The sequence below is a fragment of the Kangiella sp. genome, from assembly GCF_048265365.1.
Taxonomy (GTDB): domain Bacteria; phylum Pseudomonadota; class Gammaproteobacteria; order Enterobacterales; family Kangiellaceae; genus Kangiella.
On the sequence record NZ_JBLXBT010000001.1, the window covers coordinates 1302101 to 1318053 of the forward strand.

The 15953-nt window shown below is 44.9% G+C and carries 16 protein-coding genes; 6 read left to right on the forward strand and 10 right to left on the reverse strand.

Going from position 1 to position 15953, the window contains the following annotated elements; all coding sequences use genetic code 11:
- Window positions 1-11: 11 nt before the first annotated feature.
- Together ACN0VI_RS06060 and ACN0VI_RS06065 are read right to left on the reverse strand one after the other, a co-directional pair.
- Window positions 12-2888, reverse strand: coding sequence for a ribonucleoside-diphosphate reductase subunit alpha (locus ACN0VI_RS06060; protein WP_417446126.1), 2877 nt, complete (start codon window positions 2886-2888; stop codon window positions 12-14).
- 306 nt (window positions 2889-3194) lie between these two features.
- A complete protein-coding gene (locus ACN0VI_RS06065) occupies window positions 3195-4265 on the reverse strand; it encodes an ABC transporter ATP-binding protein (protein WP_331890773.1) in 1071 nt (356 codons plus the stop codon).
- A gap of 203 nt (window positions 4266-4468) precedes the next feature.
- Between ACN0VI_RS06065 and grxD the strand changes: the two genes are divergently transcribed.
- The 3 genes from grxD (at window position 4469) to ACN0VI_RS06080 (ending at window position 6263) form a co-directional block, all read left to right on the forward strand.
- The gene (grxD, locus tag ACN0VI_RS06070) at window positions 4469-4798 is read left to right on the forward strand and encodes a Grx4 family monothiol glutaredoxin (protein ID WP_331890774.1); all 330 of its coding nucleotides are present in this window, start codon (window positions 4469-4471) and stop codon (window positions 4796-4798) included.
- A gap of 72 nt (window positions 4799-4870) precedes the next feature.
- Complete coding sequence (locus ACN0VI_RS06075; RefSeq protein WP_331890775.1) at window positions 4871-5581, forward strand: NYN domain-containing protein; 711 nt, start codon at window positions 4871-4873, stop codon at window positions 5579-5581.
- A gap of 1 nt (window position 5582) precedes the next feature.
- Entirely contained in the window at window positions 5583-6263 is a 681-nt protein-coding gene (locus ACN0VI_RS06080) for a glycerophosphodiester phosphodiesterase (RefSeq protein ID WP_417446127.1), read from the forward strand.
- A gap of 61 nt (window positions 6264-6324) precedes the next feature.
- Here the strand turns inward: ACN0VI_RS06080 and bfr are convergent, their stop codons facing one another.
- The 3 genes from bfr to ACN0VI_RS06095 form a co-directional block, all read right to left on the reverse strand.
- On the reverse strand, window positions 6325-6804 hold the full coding sequence (bfr, locus tag ACN0VI_RS06085; protein WP_331892366.1) for a bacterioferritin: 480 nt from the start codon (window positions 6802-6804) through the stop codon (window positions 6325-6327).
- Between the two features lie 235 nt (window positions 6805-7039).
- Window positions 7040-7273, reverse strand: a complete 234-nt coding sequence (locus ACN0VI_RS06090; RefSeq protein ID WP_331892368.1) for a bacterioferritin-associated ferredoxin — start codon at window positions 7271-7273, stop codon at window positions 7040-7042.
- A gap of 330 nt (window positions 7274-7603) precedes the next feature.
- The gene (locus ACN0VI_RS06095) at window positions 7604-8170 is read right to left on the reverse strand and encodes a flavodoxin family protein (protein ID WP_417446128.1); all 567 of its coding nucleotides are present in this window, start codon (window positions 8168-8170) and stop codon (window positions 7604-7606) included.
- Between the two features lie 89 nt (window positions 8171-8259).
- Between ACN0VI_RS06095 and ACN0VI_RS06100 the strand changes: the two genes are divergently transcribed.
- Window positions 8260-9213: a LysR family transcriptional regulator gene (locus ACN0VI_RS06100; RefSeq protein ID WP_417446129.1), complete on the forward strand. Its 954-nt coding sequence runs from the start codon at window positions 8260-8262 to the stop codon at window positions 9211-9213.
- A 142-nt stretch (window positions 9214-9355) separates the two neighbouring features.
- Window positions 9356-9961, forward strand: a complete 606-nt coding sequence (locus tag ACN0VI_RS06105; RefSeq protein WP_015780755.1) for a peroxiredoxin — start codon at window positions 9356-9358, stop codon at window positions 9959-9961.
- A gap of 357 nt (window positions 9962-10318) precedes the next feature.
- Here the strand turns inward: ACN0VI_RS06105 and ACN0VI_RS06110 are convergent, their stop codons facing one another.
- The 3 genes from ACN0VI_RS06110 to ACN0VI_RS06120 all read right to left on the reverse strand — a co-directional run bounded on the left by ACN0VI_RS06110 (window position 10319) and on the right by ACN0VI_RS06120 (window position 13767).
- Window positions 10319-12031 (reverse strand): GMC oxidoreductase, encoded by a 1713-nt coding sequence (locus tag ACN0VI_RS06110; protein WP_417446130.1) that lies wholly within the window; start codon window positions 12029-12031, stop codon window positions 10319-10321.
- Window positions 12032-12279: 248 nt separating this feature from the next.
- Window positions 12280-12714, reverse strand: a complete 435-nt coding sequence (locus tag ACN0VI_RS06115) for a hypothetical protein (RefSeq protein WP_417446131.1) — start codon at window positions 12712-12714, stop codon at window positions 12280-12282.
- Window positions 12715-12744: 30 nt separating this feature from the next.
- Window positions 12745-13767 (reverse strand): isoaspartyl peptidase/L-asparaginase family protein, encoded by a 1023-nt coding sequence (locus ACN0VI_RS06120; protein ID WP_417446132.1) that lies wholly within the window; start codon window positions 13765-13767, stop codon window positions 12745-12747.
- Window positions 13768-13956: 189 nt separating this feature from the next.
- Here ACN0VI_RS06120 and ACN0VI_RS06125 point away from each other — a divergent pair, with 189 nt between their 5' ends.
- Window positions 13957-14205, forward strand: a complete 249-nt coding sequence (locus ACN0VI_RS06125; protein WP_417446133.1) for a hypothetical protein — start codon at window positions 13957-13959, stop codon at window positions 14203-14205.
- Window positions 14206-14219: 14 nt separating this feature from the next.
- Here the strand turns inward: ACN0VI_RS06125 and rnt are convergent, their stop codons facing one another.
- Entirely contained in the window at window positions 14220-14822 is a 603-nt protein-coding gene (gene rnt, locus ACN0VI_RS06130) for a ribonuclease T (protein ID WP_417446134.1), read from the reverse strand.
- Complete coding sequence (gene pyrC / locus ACN0VI_RS06135; RefSeq protein WP_331889786.1) at window positions 14815-15855, reverse strand: dihydroorotase; 1041 nt, start codon at window positions 15853-15855, stop codon at window positions 14815-14817. Before pyrC ends, rnt begins: the two co-directional genes overlap by 8 nt.
- Between the last annotated feature and the right edge of the window lie 98 nt (window positions 15856-15953).

The following is a 15953-nucleotide window of genomic DNA, read 5'->3' on the forward strand; positions in this document are numbered from 1 at the left end:
AAAGCTTGCCGTTATTGGCAAGCCTCGCAATCTGGGTCATCAAGTGAACAAGCAGCTGGTGCTGCCGAGCCGACTGGTGCAGGACCAGAGGATACGGCGTTGAGCTTGCCATCACTGATGGTTGATTTCTCAGTACTGGTTGCACCTAGTGAGCGCAAGTAGTAAGTGGTTTTCAAGCCACGGAACCAGGCCATGCGATAAACCATATCCAATTTCTTACCGGATGGTTCACTCATGTATAGGTTGAGCGATTGTGCCTGGTCGATCCATTTCTGGCGACGGCTTGCCGCTTCCACTAACCATTTTGGTTCAACTTCAAAGGCGGTTGCGAACAGCTCTTTCAGTTCACTTGGGATGCGGTCAATGTGTTGCAAACTACCTTCGTAGTATTTCAAGTCATTAACCATCACAGAATCCCACAACTTACGCGCTTTCAGCTCTCTCACCATGTATGGATTAACTACGGTGAACTCGCCTGATAGATTCGATTTCACATACAAGTTCTGATAGGTCGGTTCAATCGATTGCGAAACGCCTGAAATGTTAGAGATGGTTGCGGTTGGTGCAATCGCCATCACATTTGAGTTACGCATACCGACTGTTTTTACACGCTCGCGTAATGTGTCCCAATCCATTGTTGAACTGGTGTCCACTTCGATAAACTCAGCGCCACGCTCTTCGATTAACTTCTCAATCGAGTCAATCGGTAGAATGCCTTGCGACCATAGTGAACCAGCAAAACTTTCATAAGAACCGCGCTCTTCAGCAAGGTCAGTTGATGCTTGAATGGCGTAGTATGAAATCGCTTCCATCGCATTGTCAGCAAATTCAACCGCTGCTTCGGAGGTGTAAGGGATTTTCTGTAAGTACAGAGCGTCCTGGAAGCCCATTAGGCCAAGACCTACCGGACGGTGACGCATGTTTGATTTACGTGCAGTTTCTACTGGGTAGAAGTTAATATTAATCACGTTATCCAGCATACGAACCGCAGTCGAAACTGTTTTTTCCAGCTGTTCAGTATCTAACTTGCCGTCTTTCATGTGCTTCGGCAGGTTGATTGAACCCAGGTTACAGACCGCAATTTCTTCGCCCGCTTTGGTGTTCAAGGTGATCTCAGTACACAAGTTCGAGCTGTGTACCACGCCAACGTGCTGTTGTGGCGAGCGCAGGTTACAAGGATCTTTGAAAGTAATCCAAGGGTGGCCTGTTTCGAACAACATCGACAGCATCTTGCGCCATAGAACATTCGCTGGAATGGTCTTAGCGGTTTTGATTTTGCCGTATTTGGCCATCTCTTCGTAGTATTCGTAACGCTCTTCGAATTCTTTACCGTACAGGTCGTGCAAATCAGGCACTTCGTTCGGGCTGAATAGCGTCCAATCGCCATCGGAGCTGACACGCTTCAAGAACAAGTCAGGCACCCAGTTGGCAGAGTTCATATCGTGGGTACGACGACGGTCATCACCGGTATTTTTACGTAGCTCAAGGAACTCTTCAATATCGATGTGCCAGGTTTCAAGGTAAGCACAGACTGCGCCTTTACGCTTGCCGCCCTGGTTGACTGCGACCGCAGTGTCGTTAGCCACTTTCAGGAAGGGCACAACACCTTGTGATTTACCGTTAGTGCCTTTGATGTAAGCACCAAGGCCGCGTACTGGTGTCCAGTCGTTACCTAAACCGCCGGCAAATTTCGACAATAATGCGTTATCTTTAATCGCGCCATAGATACCGTCAAGGTCATCAGGAACATTGGTCAAGTAGCAGCTTGAAAGCTGAGGACGCAAAGTACCTGAGTTGAATAGAGTAGGGGTTGAGCTCATGTAGTGGAATGTGGATAACACATCATAGAACTCAATCGCACGCGCTTCACGATCATCTTCGTTGACGGCCAGGCCCATTGCCACACGCATCCAGAATACCTGTGGTAATTCGATACGGACTTCGTCTTTATGGATGAAGTAGCGGTCGAACAGGGTTTGAATGCCAAGGTAAGTGAACAGCATGTCGCGCTCAGGCTTGATGGCGTTAGCGATTTTGTCGAGGTCAAAGCTCAAAAGCTCCGGACTTAACAATTCATTTTCAACACCAACGCTTAAATAAGCTTTGAAGGCTTCTGGATAGATTGCCGTCATTTCGCTTTGCGTCGCGCGTTTAGCGACGCCTAGCTCTCTTAAGGCTTCAGAACGAATGCTGTCCAGCAACAAACGAGCCGTTACGTAAGTGTAGTTCGGCTCCTTTTCGATCATGGTGCGAGCAGTCATCACCAACGCTTGGTAAGCGTCTTTAATGGCAACACCATCGTATAAGTTACGCATGGTATCTTTAAGAATCTGGTCTGGTTCAACGTCAGACAGGTCTTTACAGGCTTCAATCACAACCGTATGCAAACGCTCAACATCCAGAGGACGCTTGCTACCGTCTTCAACCGTTACCATTACCTGATTTTCGCCAACCAGCGCATCAAGCTTGGCTGAATCACGAGCGGCACGTTCGCGCGAACGTTCTTCACGATATAACACGTAAGAACGCGCAACTTTTTGTTCGCCATTACGCATCAAGGCCAGTTCAACCTGATCTTGGACGTCTTCAATATGGATGATACCGCCACCGGGCATTCTACGTTTGAACGCTTCAGTGATCTGCTTGGTTAATTGACGTACCGTTTCGTGCACACGGCTGGATGCTGCTGCTGCTCCACCTTCCACTGCTAGAAACGCCTTGGTCATGGCGACTTCGATCTTGTTGTCGTCATAAGGCGTGACTTTTCCATTGCGGCGAATAACACGAATCTCACCAGGTTTGGTAGCTTCGATTTCCGGACCGGATGATGGGTTAGTTGATGGTGTTTTGGCAGCTGATTGTTCAGGTTTGCTGACTTCGGTTTCCATTATTCCTCCACAGACCTCTTTGCATTATTGCCGATTGGCTGTTTTTTGTTCGTTTTTTGACTGAGATAAACAGAGAATCAACAAGTTAGGCGAACTTCTTGATTCACTATATATAGTTAGTTGCTGTCGCAATGGATACAAGATAGTGCGTTTTTACACGCTTGGCAAGAGTATATCTTGGGGAATTTTCTGTGGATAAATTGTTAGCAAATGGTGGGTAACTCGGCAGGCCTTGTGGGGCTTGGGCTTGCGCTGGATCAAGCGTTTTAAGTCATATTTGCATTTTTTTTAAATTGATTAAAAATTTTACAAAGAAATGTGATCTGGATACACGATCAGGTGCTTAACATCCAGGTCGAACCCTATATCTTGTGATAGCGGATAGTCATGGTGACTAGGGAAAATGGCCTTTAATTGCTCTTTATTAGCTAATTCCAGCTCATATTCAATAATTGCGCCTTTAAACACCTTGTGGGTGATTTTGCCGCGTAAGGGCGAGTTCATATTGGGTTTGACGTCATCGGGGCGCATCAGCACCAGAACGCTGTCATTGGGTGCAAATTTTTGCCCGTTGGCAATGGTGAAATTACCGAGTACCGTATTAACGTGCTGCTGATCTGAAATTTGCCCGGCAATGAAATGACCTTCGCCGATGAATGAGGCAATTTGCGCATCCACAGGTTTGTGGTAAAGGTTATAGGGTCGGTCCCATTGCAATAGTTTGCCCTGATGCATAACGCCAATGTAATCAGCCATGGCAAAAGCTTCTTGTTGATCGTGAGTCACCAGCAGGCTGGCGATGTTCTGTTCTTTCAGCAGACTCTTTAATTCGCGAGCCAATGAGCGGCGCAAATGAGTATCCAGGCTGGAGAAGGGCTCGTCTAGCAGGATAAGCTCGGGACGCGGAGCGATGCTACGCGCCAGGGCCACCCTTTGTTGCTGGCCACCAGACAATTGATGCGGGTAGCGCTTTTCCATATTCTCAAGCCCAACCAGCTCCAGACATTCTTGAACTCGCTCACGTCGCTGTTTACGCGGTAAATGGCGTAAACCAAAAGCTACGTTATCGAAGATGTCTAAATGAGGGAAGAGGGCATGGTCCTGAAACACTAAACCTAAATGACGGTTTTCTGGTGCCAGGGTGAAATCGGGTTTCGAGCAGAACTGGCCATGGATGCTGATAAAGCCTTCATAAATTGGCTCGAGTCCGGCAACAGCACGTAATAGAGTCGTTTTACCGCAGCCACTGGGGCCCAAAAGACAGGCGCTGTCGCCGGCTTTGAGCTTAAAACTGATATGGTTAACAATGATTTGATCGCCGTGGCGACACTGAACATCGTCCAGTTGCAGAATAGGGTGGTCGCTAAATTCGCTCATAGGAAGGTGAATTATTTACCTTTAACAGTGCTAATTGAAACTAATTCTCATTTAGTAATGCATTGTAGCGACAAGATTTCGACTTGCATAGATGCAGATCAAGTTTTCTTACGATTAACGGTGCTCATCGGCCTTGAAAAGCGTTATAATCGCCGCCATCTGATACTGGCAGGGCGCCCAATTAACAAAATTCGAGGTCTTACATGAGCGACACTATTGAGCAAATCAAACAACAGATTGCAGACAACAAAGTTTTAATTTACATGAAAGGTTCACCGAAACTACCAATGTGTGGTTTCTCAGCTCAAGCAGTGCAAGCTTTGATGCAGTGTGGCCATGAATTTGCTTATGTTGATATTTTGCAAAACCCAGACATTCGTGCGGAATTGCCAAAATATGCTAACTGGCCAACATTCCCGCAGCTATGGGTTGATGGTGAGTTGGTCGGCGGTTGTGACATCATTCTTGAAATGTTCCAACAAGGTGAGTTGCAGGAAACGCTGAACGAGTCTTATGGTAAGCAACCTGAGTAAAACATCGTTTTACCAACACAGCTTATATGATTAAATGCCGCTATATGCGGCATTTTTTATGGAAGGAAGAACATGGAACAGAATAAGCACATTGCATTATTTGTCGACGCGGATAATGCCTCGAGTAAATACTTTGATTTGATTTTATCGGATCTTGCTAACCACGGCATGGTCATTATCCGCAAGGCCTATGGCAACTGGAAAAATGCCAATCTGAAAGGCTGGGAAGATATCTTGCTGGAGTTTGCCATTCAGCCGATCCAACAATTTGATTTAACCAAAGGCAAGAACGCTACCGATCTGGCTATGGCCATCGATGTGATGGACGTTCTTTATGGCAAAGATGTTGATATCTTTTGTCTGGTAACCTCCGACTGTGACTTTACTCCCTTGGCCACTCGTTTGATCAATGAAGGTAAGCTGGTTTTTGGTTATGGTGAATCTAAAACACCGGATGCTTTTCGTAATGCCTGTACGCGCTTTTTAGAACTCGGTGCCAAACTGGATAAGACGGGAGTTTCGAAATTTTCACCCAGCAAGCTTAAGCAAGATACCAAACTTATCGAGCTAATCAGAAACGCGATTGAAATGACGTCCGATGATGATGGCTGGGCCTCATTGGGACCGATCGGCTCATTTATAGCCAATAAGTCCTCAATCGATATTCGTAACTATGGTTATAAAAAATTAAGCGACCTAATTAAGGTCATTGATTTGTTTGAGACCAAATCTTTTGGCAGCAACTTGAAAGTTAGAGACAAGAAGCAAAAAAGCGGCAAATAGCATGAAAGTCATCGGCCACCGCGGTGCTATGGGACTGGCGCCTGAGAATACACTGCTGTCGTTTCGCAAGGCGCTTGAGCTTGGTGTCGATGGTGTTGAATTTGATGTGCAAAATATCGATAGTCAGTTGCTGGTTTTTCATGATGATACATTGGATAGAACGACCAATGGCTCGGGGCTATTACTCGATCAATCAGTAGACTATTTACGCAGTCTGGATGCAGGGCAGGGTGAGAAGATTCCTTTTCTGCACGAAGTGATTGAGCTGATTGATGCTGATACCTTTATCAATATTGAATTAAAAGGTGTTCGAACCGCCAGCCTGGTTATCGAGTTGGTCAAGATGCTGGATAAAGACCGTTATAAAAAAGAAAATTTTATTATATCGTCCTATTTGTTTTCTGAGTTGTTTATGGTGCGCCAGCTTGATCCGGATATTCAAATTGGCGTTATAGCTGATGAACAACCGGATGTAGCCTTAAGCTTTGCCCGTGACGTTAATGCCTATAGTTTTCACCCCAGTTTGAGTCTAGTGACTGAAGAGTTAGTCCAAGAAGTACATCAGGAAGGTATGTTGCTTTATGTTCATACGGTGAATGAACCCAGTAATATTGCTAAAGTAAAAGCGATGGGTGTTGATGGTATTTTTACCGATTACCCTGATAGAGTTAAACAAGGTTAAAAGCTGTCCACAAAAAAGGGCAACCTATTGTTGCCCTTGAATGTTTTAAAGTTAGACGTTTTTAATTACCGCCTTCCTTCATTTTTTCAGCTAGATAATTCTGAATTCCAATTTTTTCAATTAAGCCTAATTGAGTTTCTAGCCAATCAACGTGTTCTTCTTCACTTTCCAGAATGTCGTTGAGAATATCACGACTGACATAATCACGAACCTCTTCGCAGTATTTTATGCCATCGCGTAAGTCTGGAATCGCATCAAGCTCTAACGCTAAATCGCACTCCAGCATCTCTTTGGTATTTTCACCGATGCGTAAGCGGCCTAAATCTTGCAAGTTCGGCAGGCCTTCCAAAAACAGAATGCGCTCAACCAGCATATCCGCATGCTTCATCTCATCAATCGACTCTTCATACTCATGATCGGCCAACTCTTTTAAGCCCCAATCTTTATACATGCGTGCATGTAAAAAATACTGGTTGATAGCAACTAACTCATTGCCCAATGCTTGGTTAAGAATTTCTATAACTTTTGCGTCGCCTTTCATTGCTTTTAATCCGATAGTTAAGAATGTATCCAATGATTGTACGACTTTGACCTGGATCAAGCAAGTTTGGGGTAATGTAACTTATTGAATTTAAATGTAAATTAGAATGATTGCTAAATGGTATGAGTTCTTATTTGAGAGTGATTGTTGATATAAGGAGCTATTGTTTGGGATGGTTTTAAAAGGACAGGCACAAAAAAGCCGCTCAAGATGAGCGGCTTCTGAAGCAGTTTTCTTACTTTAAGGCTTTGCCTAAAGTTGCATCGACAAAGCTGGGTGTTGTTTGCGGGTCGAACTGTGTGACCTGGCTATGATGCTCGCGCAATATCTGTTTTGCGGTTACTGCACATTTACCACACTGGGTAGCGACGCCGAGCTCTTTATTCAAGCAGCGCATGCTGGATGCACCGTTGAAAGCGGCGTCTTTAATTTGCTTATCTGTGATAGCTTTACAAAGGCAAACGTACATAAGAATAGATTAAATAGTGTTCGATAATTGAGATTATATCTAAATGCGAATGATTGTCAACTGCTCTTGCGTTGGCATTTAGAGTTTTGTGATTATGAACAATAGGAGACCTATAGGCAGCTGATTGTCATACAGGCAAAAAAAAGGCCACACGAAGTGGCCAGGGGAAGTGTCACAAATAACCTCCTTGTTTCAGACGAGTCTGTTGAATACAGGTTTCAATAACAAGACTGCAACAGTACGCTTTGCAACAACACAGTTGGGAACTGATAGTGTTACCCTAACCTAATGTCCGTGAAAGTGACGTGAAAATCAGATTAAAGACACTAACTAATTGAATTTTTTAGCTATCTCAGCCACACGAACCCCTAATAAGCGTGCTGTTTCGCGATCACTTTGTGGTGGCGCTACGTCTGCGCCTTGATCAGTATTGCTTTGCGCCATAGCACCCAGATAGCCGCCAATGCGGTTTATGTCGTCAGGCGATCCTTGAGTGCTGTTATTACCCGGCATTAATCCCAGGCTGACCCACAGCATGCTCTGTTGTGCGGCGAACACTGATAGCTGAATCAAGGTATTCAGTTTGTCACCACTCATAGAGCCTGAATTAGTGAAACCTGCCGCTAACTTGTCTTTCCAGCCTTGCTCAGCCCAGACTTTGGAAGATTTATCCATGAAGGCTTTGAAATCAGCACTGACGCTACCCATGTAGGTTGGGCTACCAAAAATGATGGCATCGGCCTTTGCCAAAGTATCCCAGTGCTCATCCACATCACCAACGGCAACTAATACTGCTTCTGTACCTGCGTCGAGTGCGCCCTGATGAACTTGCTCGGCAAGTACTTTAGTGTGGCCATAACCACTGTGATAAACCACAGCAACTAGTTTCTTACTCATATTTAACTCCAAATTAAATCTACTGACTTGATGGGGCGACTGTAACTGGTTTATAGTTATGCTTGAAATGCATTGAACAGATATTAGTTATGCAAACTGAGAATATTCGTTCGTTAGATATGAATCTACTGGTGTTGCTGGATGTGTTGCTGGAAGAAAAGCACATCTCCAATGCCGCTGATCGACTTCACATGAGCCAACCGGCAGTCAGCCGCTCGCTACAAAGATTGCGCGAAATGCTGGATGACCCTCTACTCGTGCGGGTTGGTAACGGTTATCAGCTAACCGATAAAGCGACGGAGTTGCAACCCCGACTGAAAGGCTGGCTAGCCGACTTTATGTGTATGATCCAGCCGGAAAAGTTTGATCCAGCCAAGGCCAAGGGTGAAATCAGCATCATGTCGATGGACCTGGAAATGAGCCTGTTCATGCCCAACTTATGGCAAGACCTGCAAGCCCAGGCACCCAATGTCGCGTTACGCTCGTTCAATATTCGCCCGGATGGTATTTCACTGCTGGAGCAGGGCGATATCGATTTTCTGGTCAGTGAAGAAGATAAGTCTCTGGAAAGTACCAAATATCATAACTTCCACCTGATCCAGCACGACTTTGTCTTAGTCATGTCAAACCAACATCGATTGGCAAAACAGAAGTCGATCAGCCTCGACGAGTATTTAAAGCAACGACATGGACTGGTGACTGTTACGGGTAAAGGAAAGCCTTTCATTGATCGCACTCTCGAAAAGCAGGGACTGTCACGAAAAATCGCACTGTATGTTCCTACTTTCCACTTAGCGCTGGATATCTGTAGCCGCACCGATCTGATGTTTTCGATGCCGCGTCTGGTCGCGGAGAAAGAATGTGATCGCTATGGTGTGGTTATGAAGGAAATGCCCTTGAAACTGCCACTTCTGGACATATATCTCTACTGGCATGAACGACAACACCAGACCGCATTGCATAAATGGTTCAGAGTCCTGATGCGAGAAAGTTTTGAGCAAACCCGTAAAGTGATTAGTGATTGCTCAATAAAGCCCAGCTAGTGAGCGAATAAGCATCATCGTTCAAGTTTTAATCGATTTAAATAAGACTTTTAATCTTTTGTGAAAGGTCTTAAGAATTATTGCCATATCAGCGTATAATACGCACACCTAAAATTGAATAAACACACTCTTGGAGGAAATAATGGGAGTATTAGTAGGCCGCAAGGCACCAGATTTCACGGCAGCAGCAGTACTAGGCAACGGCGAGATCGTAGAAGACTTTAACTTTGCCGAAACAACTAAAGGCAAGCCAACGGTTGTCTTTTTCTACCCGTTAGACTTCACATTCGTATGCCCATCAGAACTAATCGCATTCGACCACCGCTTAGAAGAGTTTAAAAAGCGCGGCGTCGAAGTGATCGGTGTTTCAATCGATTCTCACTTCACTCATAACGCATGGCGTAATACCGACATCAACAACGGTGGTATTGGTCAAGTAGGTTATACTCTGGTAGCTGACGTAAAACACGAAATCTGCCAAGCATTCGACGTAGAGCATCCAGAAGCAGGTGTAGCTTTCCGTGGTTCATTCCTAATCGATAAAGATGGTGTTGTTCGTCACCAAGTCGTTAACGACCTACCACTAGGCCGTAACGTTGATGAATTAATTCGTATGGTTGACGCGCTACAATTCCACGAAGAGCACGGCGAAGTTTGCCCAGCAGGTTGGAACAAAGGTGATAAAGGTATGGATGCGACGCCTGAAGGTGTGGCTAAGTATCTATCTGAATCTGCCGACAAACTATAAATTACTGGTTAAATTATCCAATTTCTTTGTTGCCTGCCTGTTTTTGATGCTCAACGACCCTAAAGGTCGCCTCCGCTAAAAAAACAGTCAGGCGCCGCGAACTTGAATAATTTTCCTGCGTAATTGTTTGCAAGAAAGCCCAGCAGTTTTGCTGGGTTTTTTTGTGCTTTTGATTACTGGTTAAAATGCCCAACTTCATTGTTGGTTAATCATTTTTAATGCTCAATGAACTAATTGGTCACCTCCGCTGAAAATGATTAATCGCCTCGAATATGGACAATTTTTCTGTGTGATTGGTTGAAAGAAAGCCTGGCGTTTAGTCAGGCTTTTTTTATGTTCAATAAAATGGCAAGAAGGTTATTGTTCTAGCTTTATAGCTAAATCCTGCGCAAATCCACACATGGTTAAAGTTGGATTCCATGAACCTGAAGTGGGGAATAATCCTGCTCCAGTAACATAGACATTGTTGACACCATGCGGGCGGTAATCGAGACCGACCACAGAATCATTTGGATCGGTTCCAACCCACAGCTGAGAAGCTTCATGAACAATGATGTTGAGTCGAATTTGATCCTGTGGTGGCTTATCGGTTGTCCAGTATCCGCTACCGTCAGGTTTATCAATCCAGTATTCAATTTCAGGAGTTGATTGTTTCGAAGATAGCGCAGCAATTGTTTGATAGGTAGCTTCGTCGAGCTCGTCCCACAGCTGTCTATCCTCATCGCCCAGTAATAACTGAAGGTTGATGTTGGTAGTAGCGTCTTGGCCCTGATTAAGTTTTATCCAGTTATTATCATTTTTCTCACTGACTTCGCCTAAAGTGGCGCAGACAAAAACAACATAGTCTTCAGAGCCCAGCATTTGTTTTTGGGTTGGAGCTGCTGCTGCGTCAGGACATTCGCGGGCAAGCGTCGTGCTATCTTCAGCCGGTTTTTGTTCGGCAAAAACACTGGCCTGAACATGGTACTGAAGGCCATTGCTGGCTTTGCCATCAAGATAAACTGCGCCAATTTCTAATTCAGATAAATTATCAAAAGCTGAGCGTTTCACCCGTGCAGTAACGTGTGACATAAAGTGCCCAGTATATCTTTGTCCCGCATTAGGAAGCTTATCTTTGAAGGAGTTCATGAGTAGTGTTGCCGGTGGAATTGCACCCATAGCTAAAATAATTTTTGCGTTAGCAACATTAACACTTCCTCTGCTAGTGCTAATGGCTATGGCCTGGCCTTCATCGTCATGGATTAGGCGCTCAACAATACATTGATCAGCAATTGTTAGTGCTGTACCAGCGCCTGCTTGTGCTAACTTTTGTTGTTCTTGGTGAATATTCAATAAGGTGCCTACCGTCGAGTATTTGTAAAATTTGACGGTTTTCCACTCTGGGTTGGCAACAGCTATCGGTGCTGGAAAAGCATTCTCTGCGGATGGAACAAACTGCTTAAAGTTATCGGCAATATTGGCATCCAGTTGAGACTGCAGATTGCCGTAGACACCATCATTGATGTTATCCATAGAAGTGACATGCAGAAATTTTTTGGCTCTCTCCCAAAAGTTTGGTTGCAAGGTTACATCGATCATTTCCTGTGGCCAGTCTCTCATCAGATCGGGAGTGGGCGAAGGACTCCAAGCACTCCAGTAAGTAGAACGACCTCCTACAACTGGAATGTAGCCGGCTTGAAAAAAGTCTGGTGAGGTGGTGACCATCTTTCGAGTTCTTGACCAGGGATACGTAGTTGGGGGAGAGCCTGTGGTTTGTGCGAAAGCATCGGGTAACATTTGATAATGAACCGGCAACCAGAAACCGCCTCGCTCCAGCATCAGTATTTTTGCTTTTGGGTTAATTGAATAGATTTGCTCGATAAAGGCAACGCCAGTTGGCCCTGTTCCAATTACTATGTAGTCATATTCTTCATTAACGACATTTTGCCAGTCACACTGAGAAGCAAAAAAAGCATTACCTGCGATTTCATCGGCTGTCGCAGACTGACGGCCCGGGACCGGATAGCCTTGAGATTCGCCGGCTGGTTCTGAGCTGCTGCCTTTAAAGAATTTTGAATAATTGAATGACATGTGAAGTTCCTTTTAGCTATGGTGAGATTGTTATGGTGATACTCAAGTTACTTATTATTGATTTCTATTTAGAACTAACTTGAGTGACTTAATAGTACAGTAGAAATGCACAAATGACCGCTTCATTTATGCATTAAACTGCATGAAATTTAAGGCATTTTTGAATAAGGAGGCAGTGAAGGCAGGAGCAAAAGATGAGGCTAGGATAGCTAAGAGTGGAAGGGTATAGGACTAGCGTTAAACTTGGCTCAAGGGCAGCTGGTTAGATGAATAATACCTAACAGTTTTTGTGGATGCAGCCTGCTGAGTTCATCTTTGTCTGTTTGAATTTCACCAACTAATTCGACCATCAATATTTGCTCATCATCTTGCGTTAAAGCAAGATAAGTTGAATGAAGTAGGCCGTCATATTGGTTGATATCAATGGTGTATTCCTTACCTGTTTTGCAATCTTTAAATGTACCTTGCCCATTGCTCTCGGAGTAGAGACCAATCTTTCTCTCGCCATTTTTGTGAGTTTCTAAAACGGGTTCTTCCAGGTAGGGTTCCAGCACTCCAACCTCATCATCATTTTGGACTTCTGATTGTGGATTGCTGGATTCTTTTGATGAGTCATCGCTGCAGGCGCTCAAGAGGCTGGAAAGCATTAAGATGCTGATGATGGCCAGTGTTTTTGTGTTCATAAAAACTCCTATTCGCGCCTGCTGTGGACTTTACTTTTGTTGGTAGATTTCGATAGTGATATTGCCATCAACGTCGATAGCACCGCGGTACATACCGGCCGTGTTGAAGCTCATCATGATATTGCCATCTTTATCAAGACCAATCACGCCACCGTCACCGCCCATTTTTTTGAGTTTGTCGAGGATAACAATGTCAGCAGCATCCTGAATGGTTTCGCCTTTGTATTCAACTAAAGCACAAACATCGTAAGCTACAGCCGCTCTAATGAAATACTCGCCATGGCCGGTTGCTGAGATACCACAATAAGTATTAGCGTAAGTGCCAGCACCAATAACCGGTGAGTCACCAATACGTGCGTAACGTTTGTTGGTCATGCCGCCAGTAGATGTGCCAGCGGTGATTACGCCTTCTTTATCCAGTGCAACAGCTCCTACGGTACCAAACTTAGAGTTCTTGGCTTCGTCTTCTGAAAGCTGCATTTTGTCCGGATCTTCTTTTAGAATTTTTTGTAGCTGGTCCCAGCGGCTTTGAGTAAAGAAGTACTTAGGATCAACCAGCTCAAATCCTTGCTCTTTAGCGAATTCTTCAGCGCCTTCGCGCGCCATCAATACGTGCTTGGAGTTAGTACGAACTTTATCCGCCAGCAAAATAGGGTTCTTAATATGGCTAACACCCGCTATGGCACCAGCTGATAAATCATTGCTGACCATGATCGAAGCGTCCAGCTCATTTTTGCCGTCATGAGTAAATACCGCGCCTTTGCCGGCATTAAACAGTGGAGAGTCTTCCATAGTAACAATGGTCGCTTTGACTGCCTCAGTACTGGAACCGCCTTTTTGCAGGATGGCATGCCCAGTTTTCAGTGCATACTCCAAGGCCTCGATGTAGGCTTGTTCAAGCTCCGGCGTCATTTTCGACTTTAAGATAGTTCCGGCACCGCCATGGATGACGATGGCGGTTTTGGCCTTTTCATTTGCAGGTTTATCCATAGCGTTGGCTCCAACTGCTAATCCTGTCAGCAGGGTAAAAGCGGTAAGCGCTTGTTTTATCATCGTTAATTTAACCCTATCGAGTTGAAAAGATTTCTCTAAGCATAAGTGCAAATTTATCGGATTGCACCCCGAGTTGTGAACTTTTTAGTAAAAATGCTGATTTGCTATTGCAAACCATATAAATGATAATTATTCTCATTTGCATGGTTTGGAGATATTTTAGCGATACGATAACAAAAAGGGTAAAGAATGACTTATATGATCAATGCTTGGTTGGATAAACCACAGCCAGAGCTACAACTGGTGGAGCCGGTTTCTGGTGCCGTGGTGGCTTGCTGGAAAGGGAGGAGGCTGAACGATTTGTTTGAGTCGGGCCTGGTGAGTTATGAAGAATTAAGAGCTTCCACTCCAGAGCGATTGAAGCTGGTAGAGAAGGCGCTTATTTTACAGATGACCTGCGAGGAGTTGTGTGGCCGTTGTTTATACAACAGCCAATAATTTAGAAACGGTTGCTAAAATTGATTGGCACGATTAACCAGCAGGCAAAATAACTCCGCAGTTTTAGTCGCGTCATACAGCGCTGAATGGGCTTCTTTTTGGCTGAATTCGATGCCAGCCAAATCGCAAGCCTGAGCTAACACGGTATGCCCAAGCATTAAAGCGGACAAAGAGGCCGTATCAAAACTGGTGAAAGGGTGGAACGGATTGCGCTTAATGTCAGCACGTTCGGTGGCAGCGTTTAAGAAACTCAAATCAAACCAGGAGTTGTGGCCGACCAGAACGCATCGATTACATTCAGCATCTTTTTGTTCATTGCGTAAATCTTTAAACAAAGACTTTAAAGCTTTTTGTTCAGCAATGGCTCCGCGCAAGGGGTTGTCAGGATCAATACCAGTAAAATCTAGTGCCTTTTGCTCGATATTAGCGCCTTCAAAAGGCTCAATATTGAAGTGATAGCTGTTTTTAATTTCCAGCTTACCTTGTTCATTAAAGCCGGTAGTAACAGCTGCTAGCTCTAGTAAAGCATCGGTAGCTGCATTAAAACCACCGGTTTCGACATCGATAATTACAGGGAAGAAGCCTCTAAATCGTTCCTTCATGCTCAGATTAATCATTGTTTCTGATTTTCCATTCGATAGTTTCGCCTGCTCGGAATGGAACCAGAGTATCGTTACCAAGACACAGCTTTTTCGGCACTTTCCATGACTCTTTGACCAATGTAATGGTGTCAGTGTTGCGTGGTAGGCCATAGAAATCTGGACCGTGGAAACTGGCAAATGCTTCTAACTTATCGAGCGCATTATTGAATTCGAACACTTCAGCGTATAGCTCAATGGCTGAATAAGCGGTGTAAACTCCCGCGCAACCGCAGGCAGTTTCTTTTTTCTCTTTCGTATGAGGAGCGCTATCGGTGCCTAGGAAAAATTTCGGAGAACCTGAAGTGGCCGCTGCAATCAAGGCCGACTGATGTTCCTGGCGTTTGAGGATAGGTAAGCAATAAAGGTGAGGGCGAATGCCACCAACCAGCATATCGTTGCGGTTAAGCAAGAGATGGTGCACGGTGATTGTGGCAGCTACATTAGGGCCTTGCGATGACACAAACTCAACCGCGTCTTTGGTGGTGATATGTTCCAGCACCACTTTGAGGTTGGGAAACTGTTCAACAATCGGACGCAGTTTGGTGTCAATAAACACTTTTTCGCGATCAAACACATCAATCTCAGGTGACGTCACTTCTCCGTGCACCAGCAAAGGCATTCCCAGCTCAGCCATCTTTTCAAACACTGGATACGCTTTTTCGATATCGGTCAGACCTGAATCTGAGTTGGTGGTGGCACCGGCAGGGTAAAGCTTGCATGCTTTAACAAAGTCCGACTGAGCCGCCTCTTCAATGTCTTCTACTGAGGTGTTATCCGTGAGGTATAAAGTCATTAAAGGCTCAAATTCAGCGCTGTCGGTCTTATAACGCAAGATGCAATCGCGATAGCTTTTGGCCTGCTCAACATTGGTTACAGGGGGTACAAGATTCGGCATCACAATTGCGCGCGCAAATTGGCGAGCGACGTCTTTTACCGTATGTTGCAAGGCTGCACCGGAACGCAGGTGGATGTGCCAGTCGTCTGGACGAGTTATTGTAATGCTTTGCATAAAGTTCGTGCCTTAAGGCGCTTAACCATTTACTTGCTATAATGGCGGGCTATTATACGCAAGTCATGCTTGCAACTAAAGCGTAACCGATAAATAAC

What these genes read in the sequence shown, in the direction of transcription:
- rnt (WP_417446134.1), bottom strand. Translation starts at nt 14,822, where the DNA reads ATGATTAATCTGAGCATGAAGGAACGATTTAGAGGCTTCTTCCCTGTA.
- ACN0VI_RS06080 (WP_417446127.1), top strand. Translation starts at nt 5,583, where the DNA reads ATGAAAGTCATCGGCCACCGCGGTGCTATGGGACTGGCGCCTGAGAAT.
- bfr (WP_331892366.1), bottom strand. Translation starts at nt 6,804, where the DNA reads ATGAAAGGCGACGCAAAAGTTATAGAAATTCTTAACCAAGCATTGGGC.
- pyrC (WP_331889786.1), bottom strand. Translation starts at nt 15,855, where the DNA reads ATGCAAAGCATTACAATAACTCGTCCAGACGACTGGCACATCCACCTG.
- ACN0VI_RS06105 (WP_015780755.1), top strand. Translation starts at nt 9,356, where the DNA reads ATGGGAGTATTAGTAGGCCGCAAGGCACCAGATTTCACGGCAGCAGCA.
- ACN0VI_RS06115 (WP_417446131.1), bottom strand. Translation starts at nt 12,714, where the DNA reads ATGAACACAAAAACACTGGCCATCATCAGCATCTTAATGCTTTCCAGC.
- ACN0VI_RS06125 (WP_417446133.1), top strand. Translation starts at nt 13,957, where the DNA reads ATGACTTATATGATCAATGCTTGGTTGGATAAACCACAGCCAGAGCTA.
- grxD (WP_331890774.1), top strand. Translation starts at nt 4,469, where the DNA reads ATGAGCGACACTATTGAGCAAATCAAACAACAGATTGCAGACAACAAA.
- ACN0VI_RS06065 (WP_331890773.1), bottom strand. Translation starts at nt 4,265, where the DNA reads ATGAGCGAATTTAGCGACCACCCTATTCTGCAACTGGACGATGTTCAG.
- ACN0VI_RS06075 (WP_331890775.1), top strand. Translation starts at nt 4,871, where the DNA reads ATGGAACAGAATAAGCACATTGCATTATTTGTCGACGCGGATAATGCC.
- ACN0VI_RS06060 (WP_417446126.1), bottom strand. Translation starts at nt 2,888, where the DNA reads ATGGAAACCGAAGTCAGCAAACCTGAACAATCAGCTGCCAAAACACCA.
- ACN0VI_RS06095 (WP_417446128.1), bottom strand. Translation starts at nt 8,170, where the DNA reads ATGAGTAAGAAACTAGTTGCTGTGGTTTATCACAGTGGTTATGGCCAC.
- ACN0VI_RS06090 (WP_331892368.1), bottom strand. Translation starts at nt 7,273, where the DNA reads ATGTACGTTTGCCTTTGTAAAGCTATCACAGATAAGCAAATTAAAGAC.
- ACN0VI_RS06100 (WP_417446129.1), top strand. Translation starts at nt 8,260, where the DNA reads ATGCAAACTGAGAATATTCGTTCGTTAGATATGAATCTACTGGTGTTG.
- ACN0VI_RS06120 (WP_417446132.1), bottom strand. Translation starts at nt 13,767, where the DNA reads ATGATAAAACAAGCGCTTACCGCTTTTACCCTGCTGACAGGATTAGCA.
- ACN0VI_RS06110 (WP_417446130.1), bottom strand. Translation starts at nt 12,031, where the DNA reads ATGTCATTCAATTATTCAAAATTCTTTAAAGGCAGCAGCTCAGAACCA.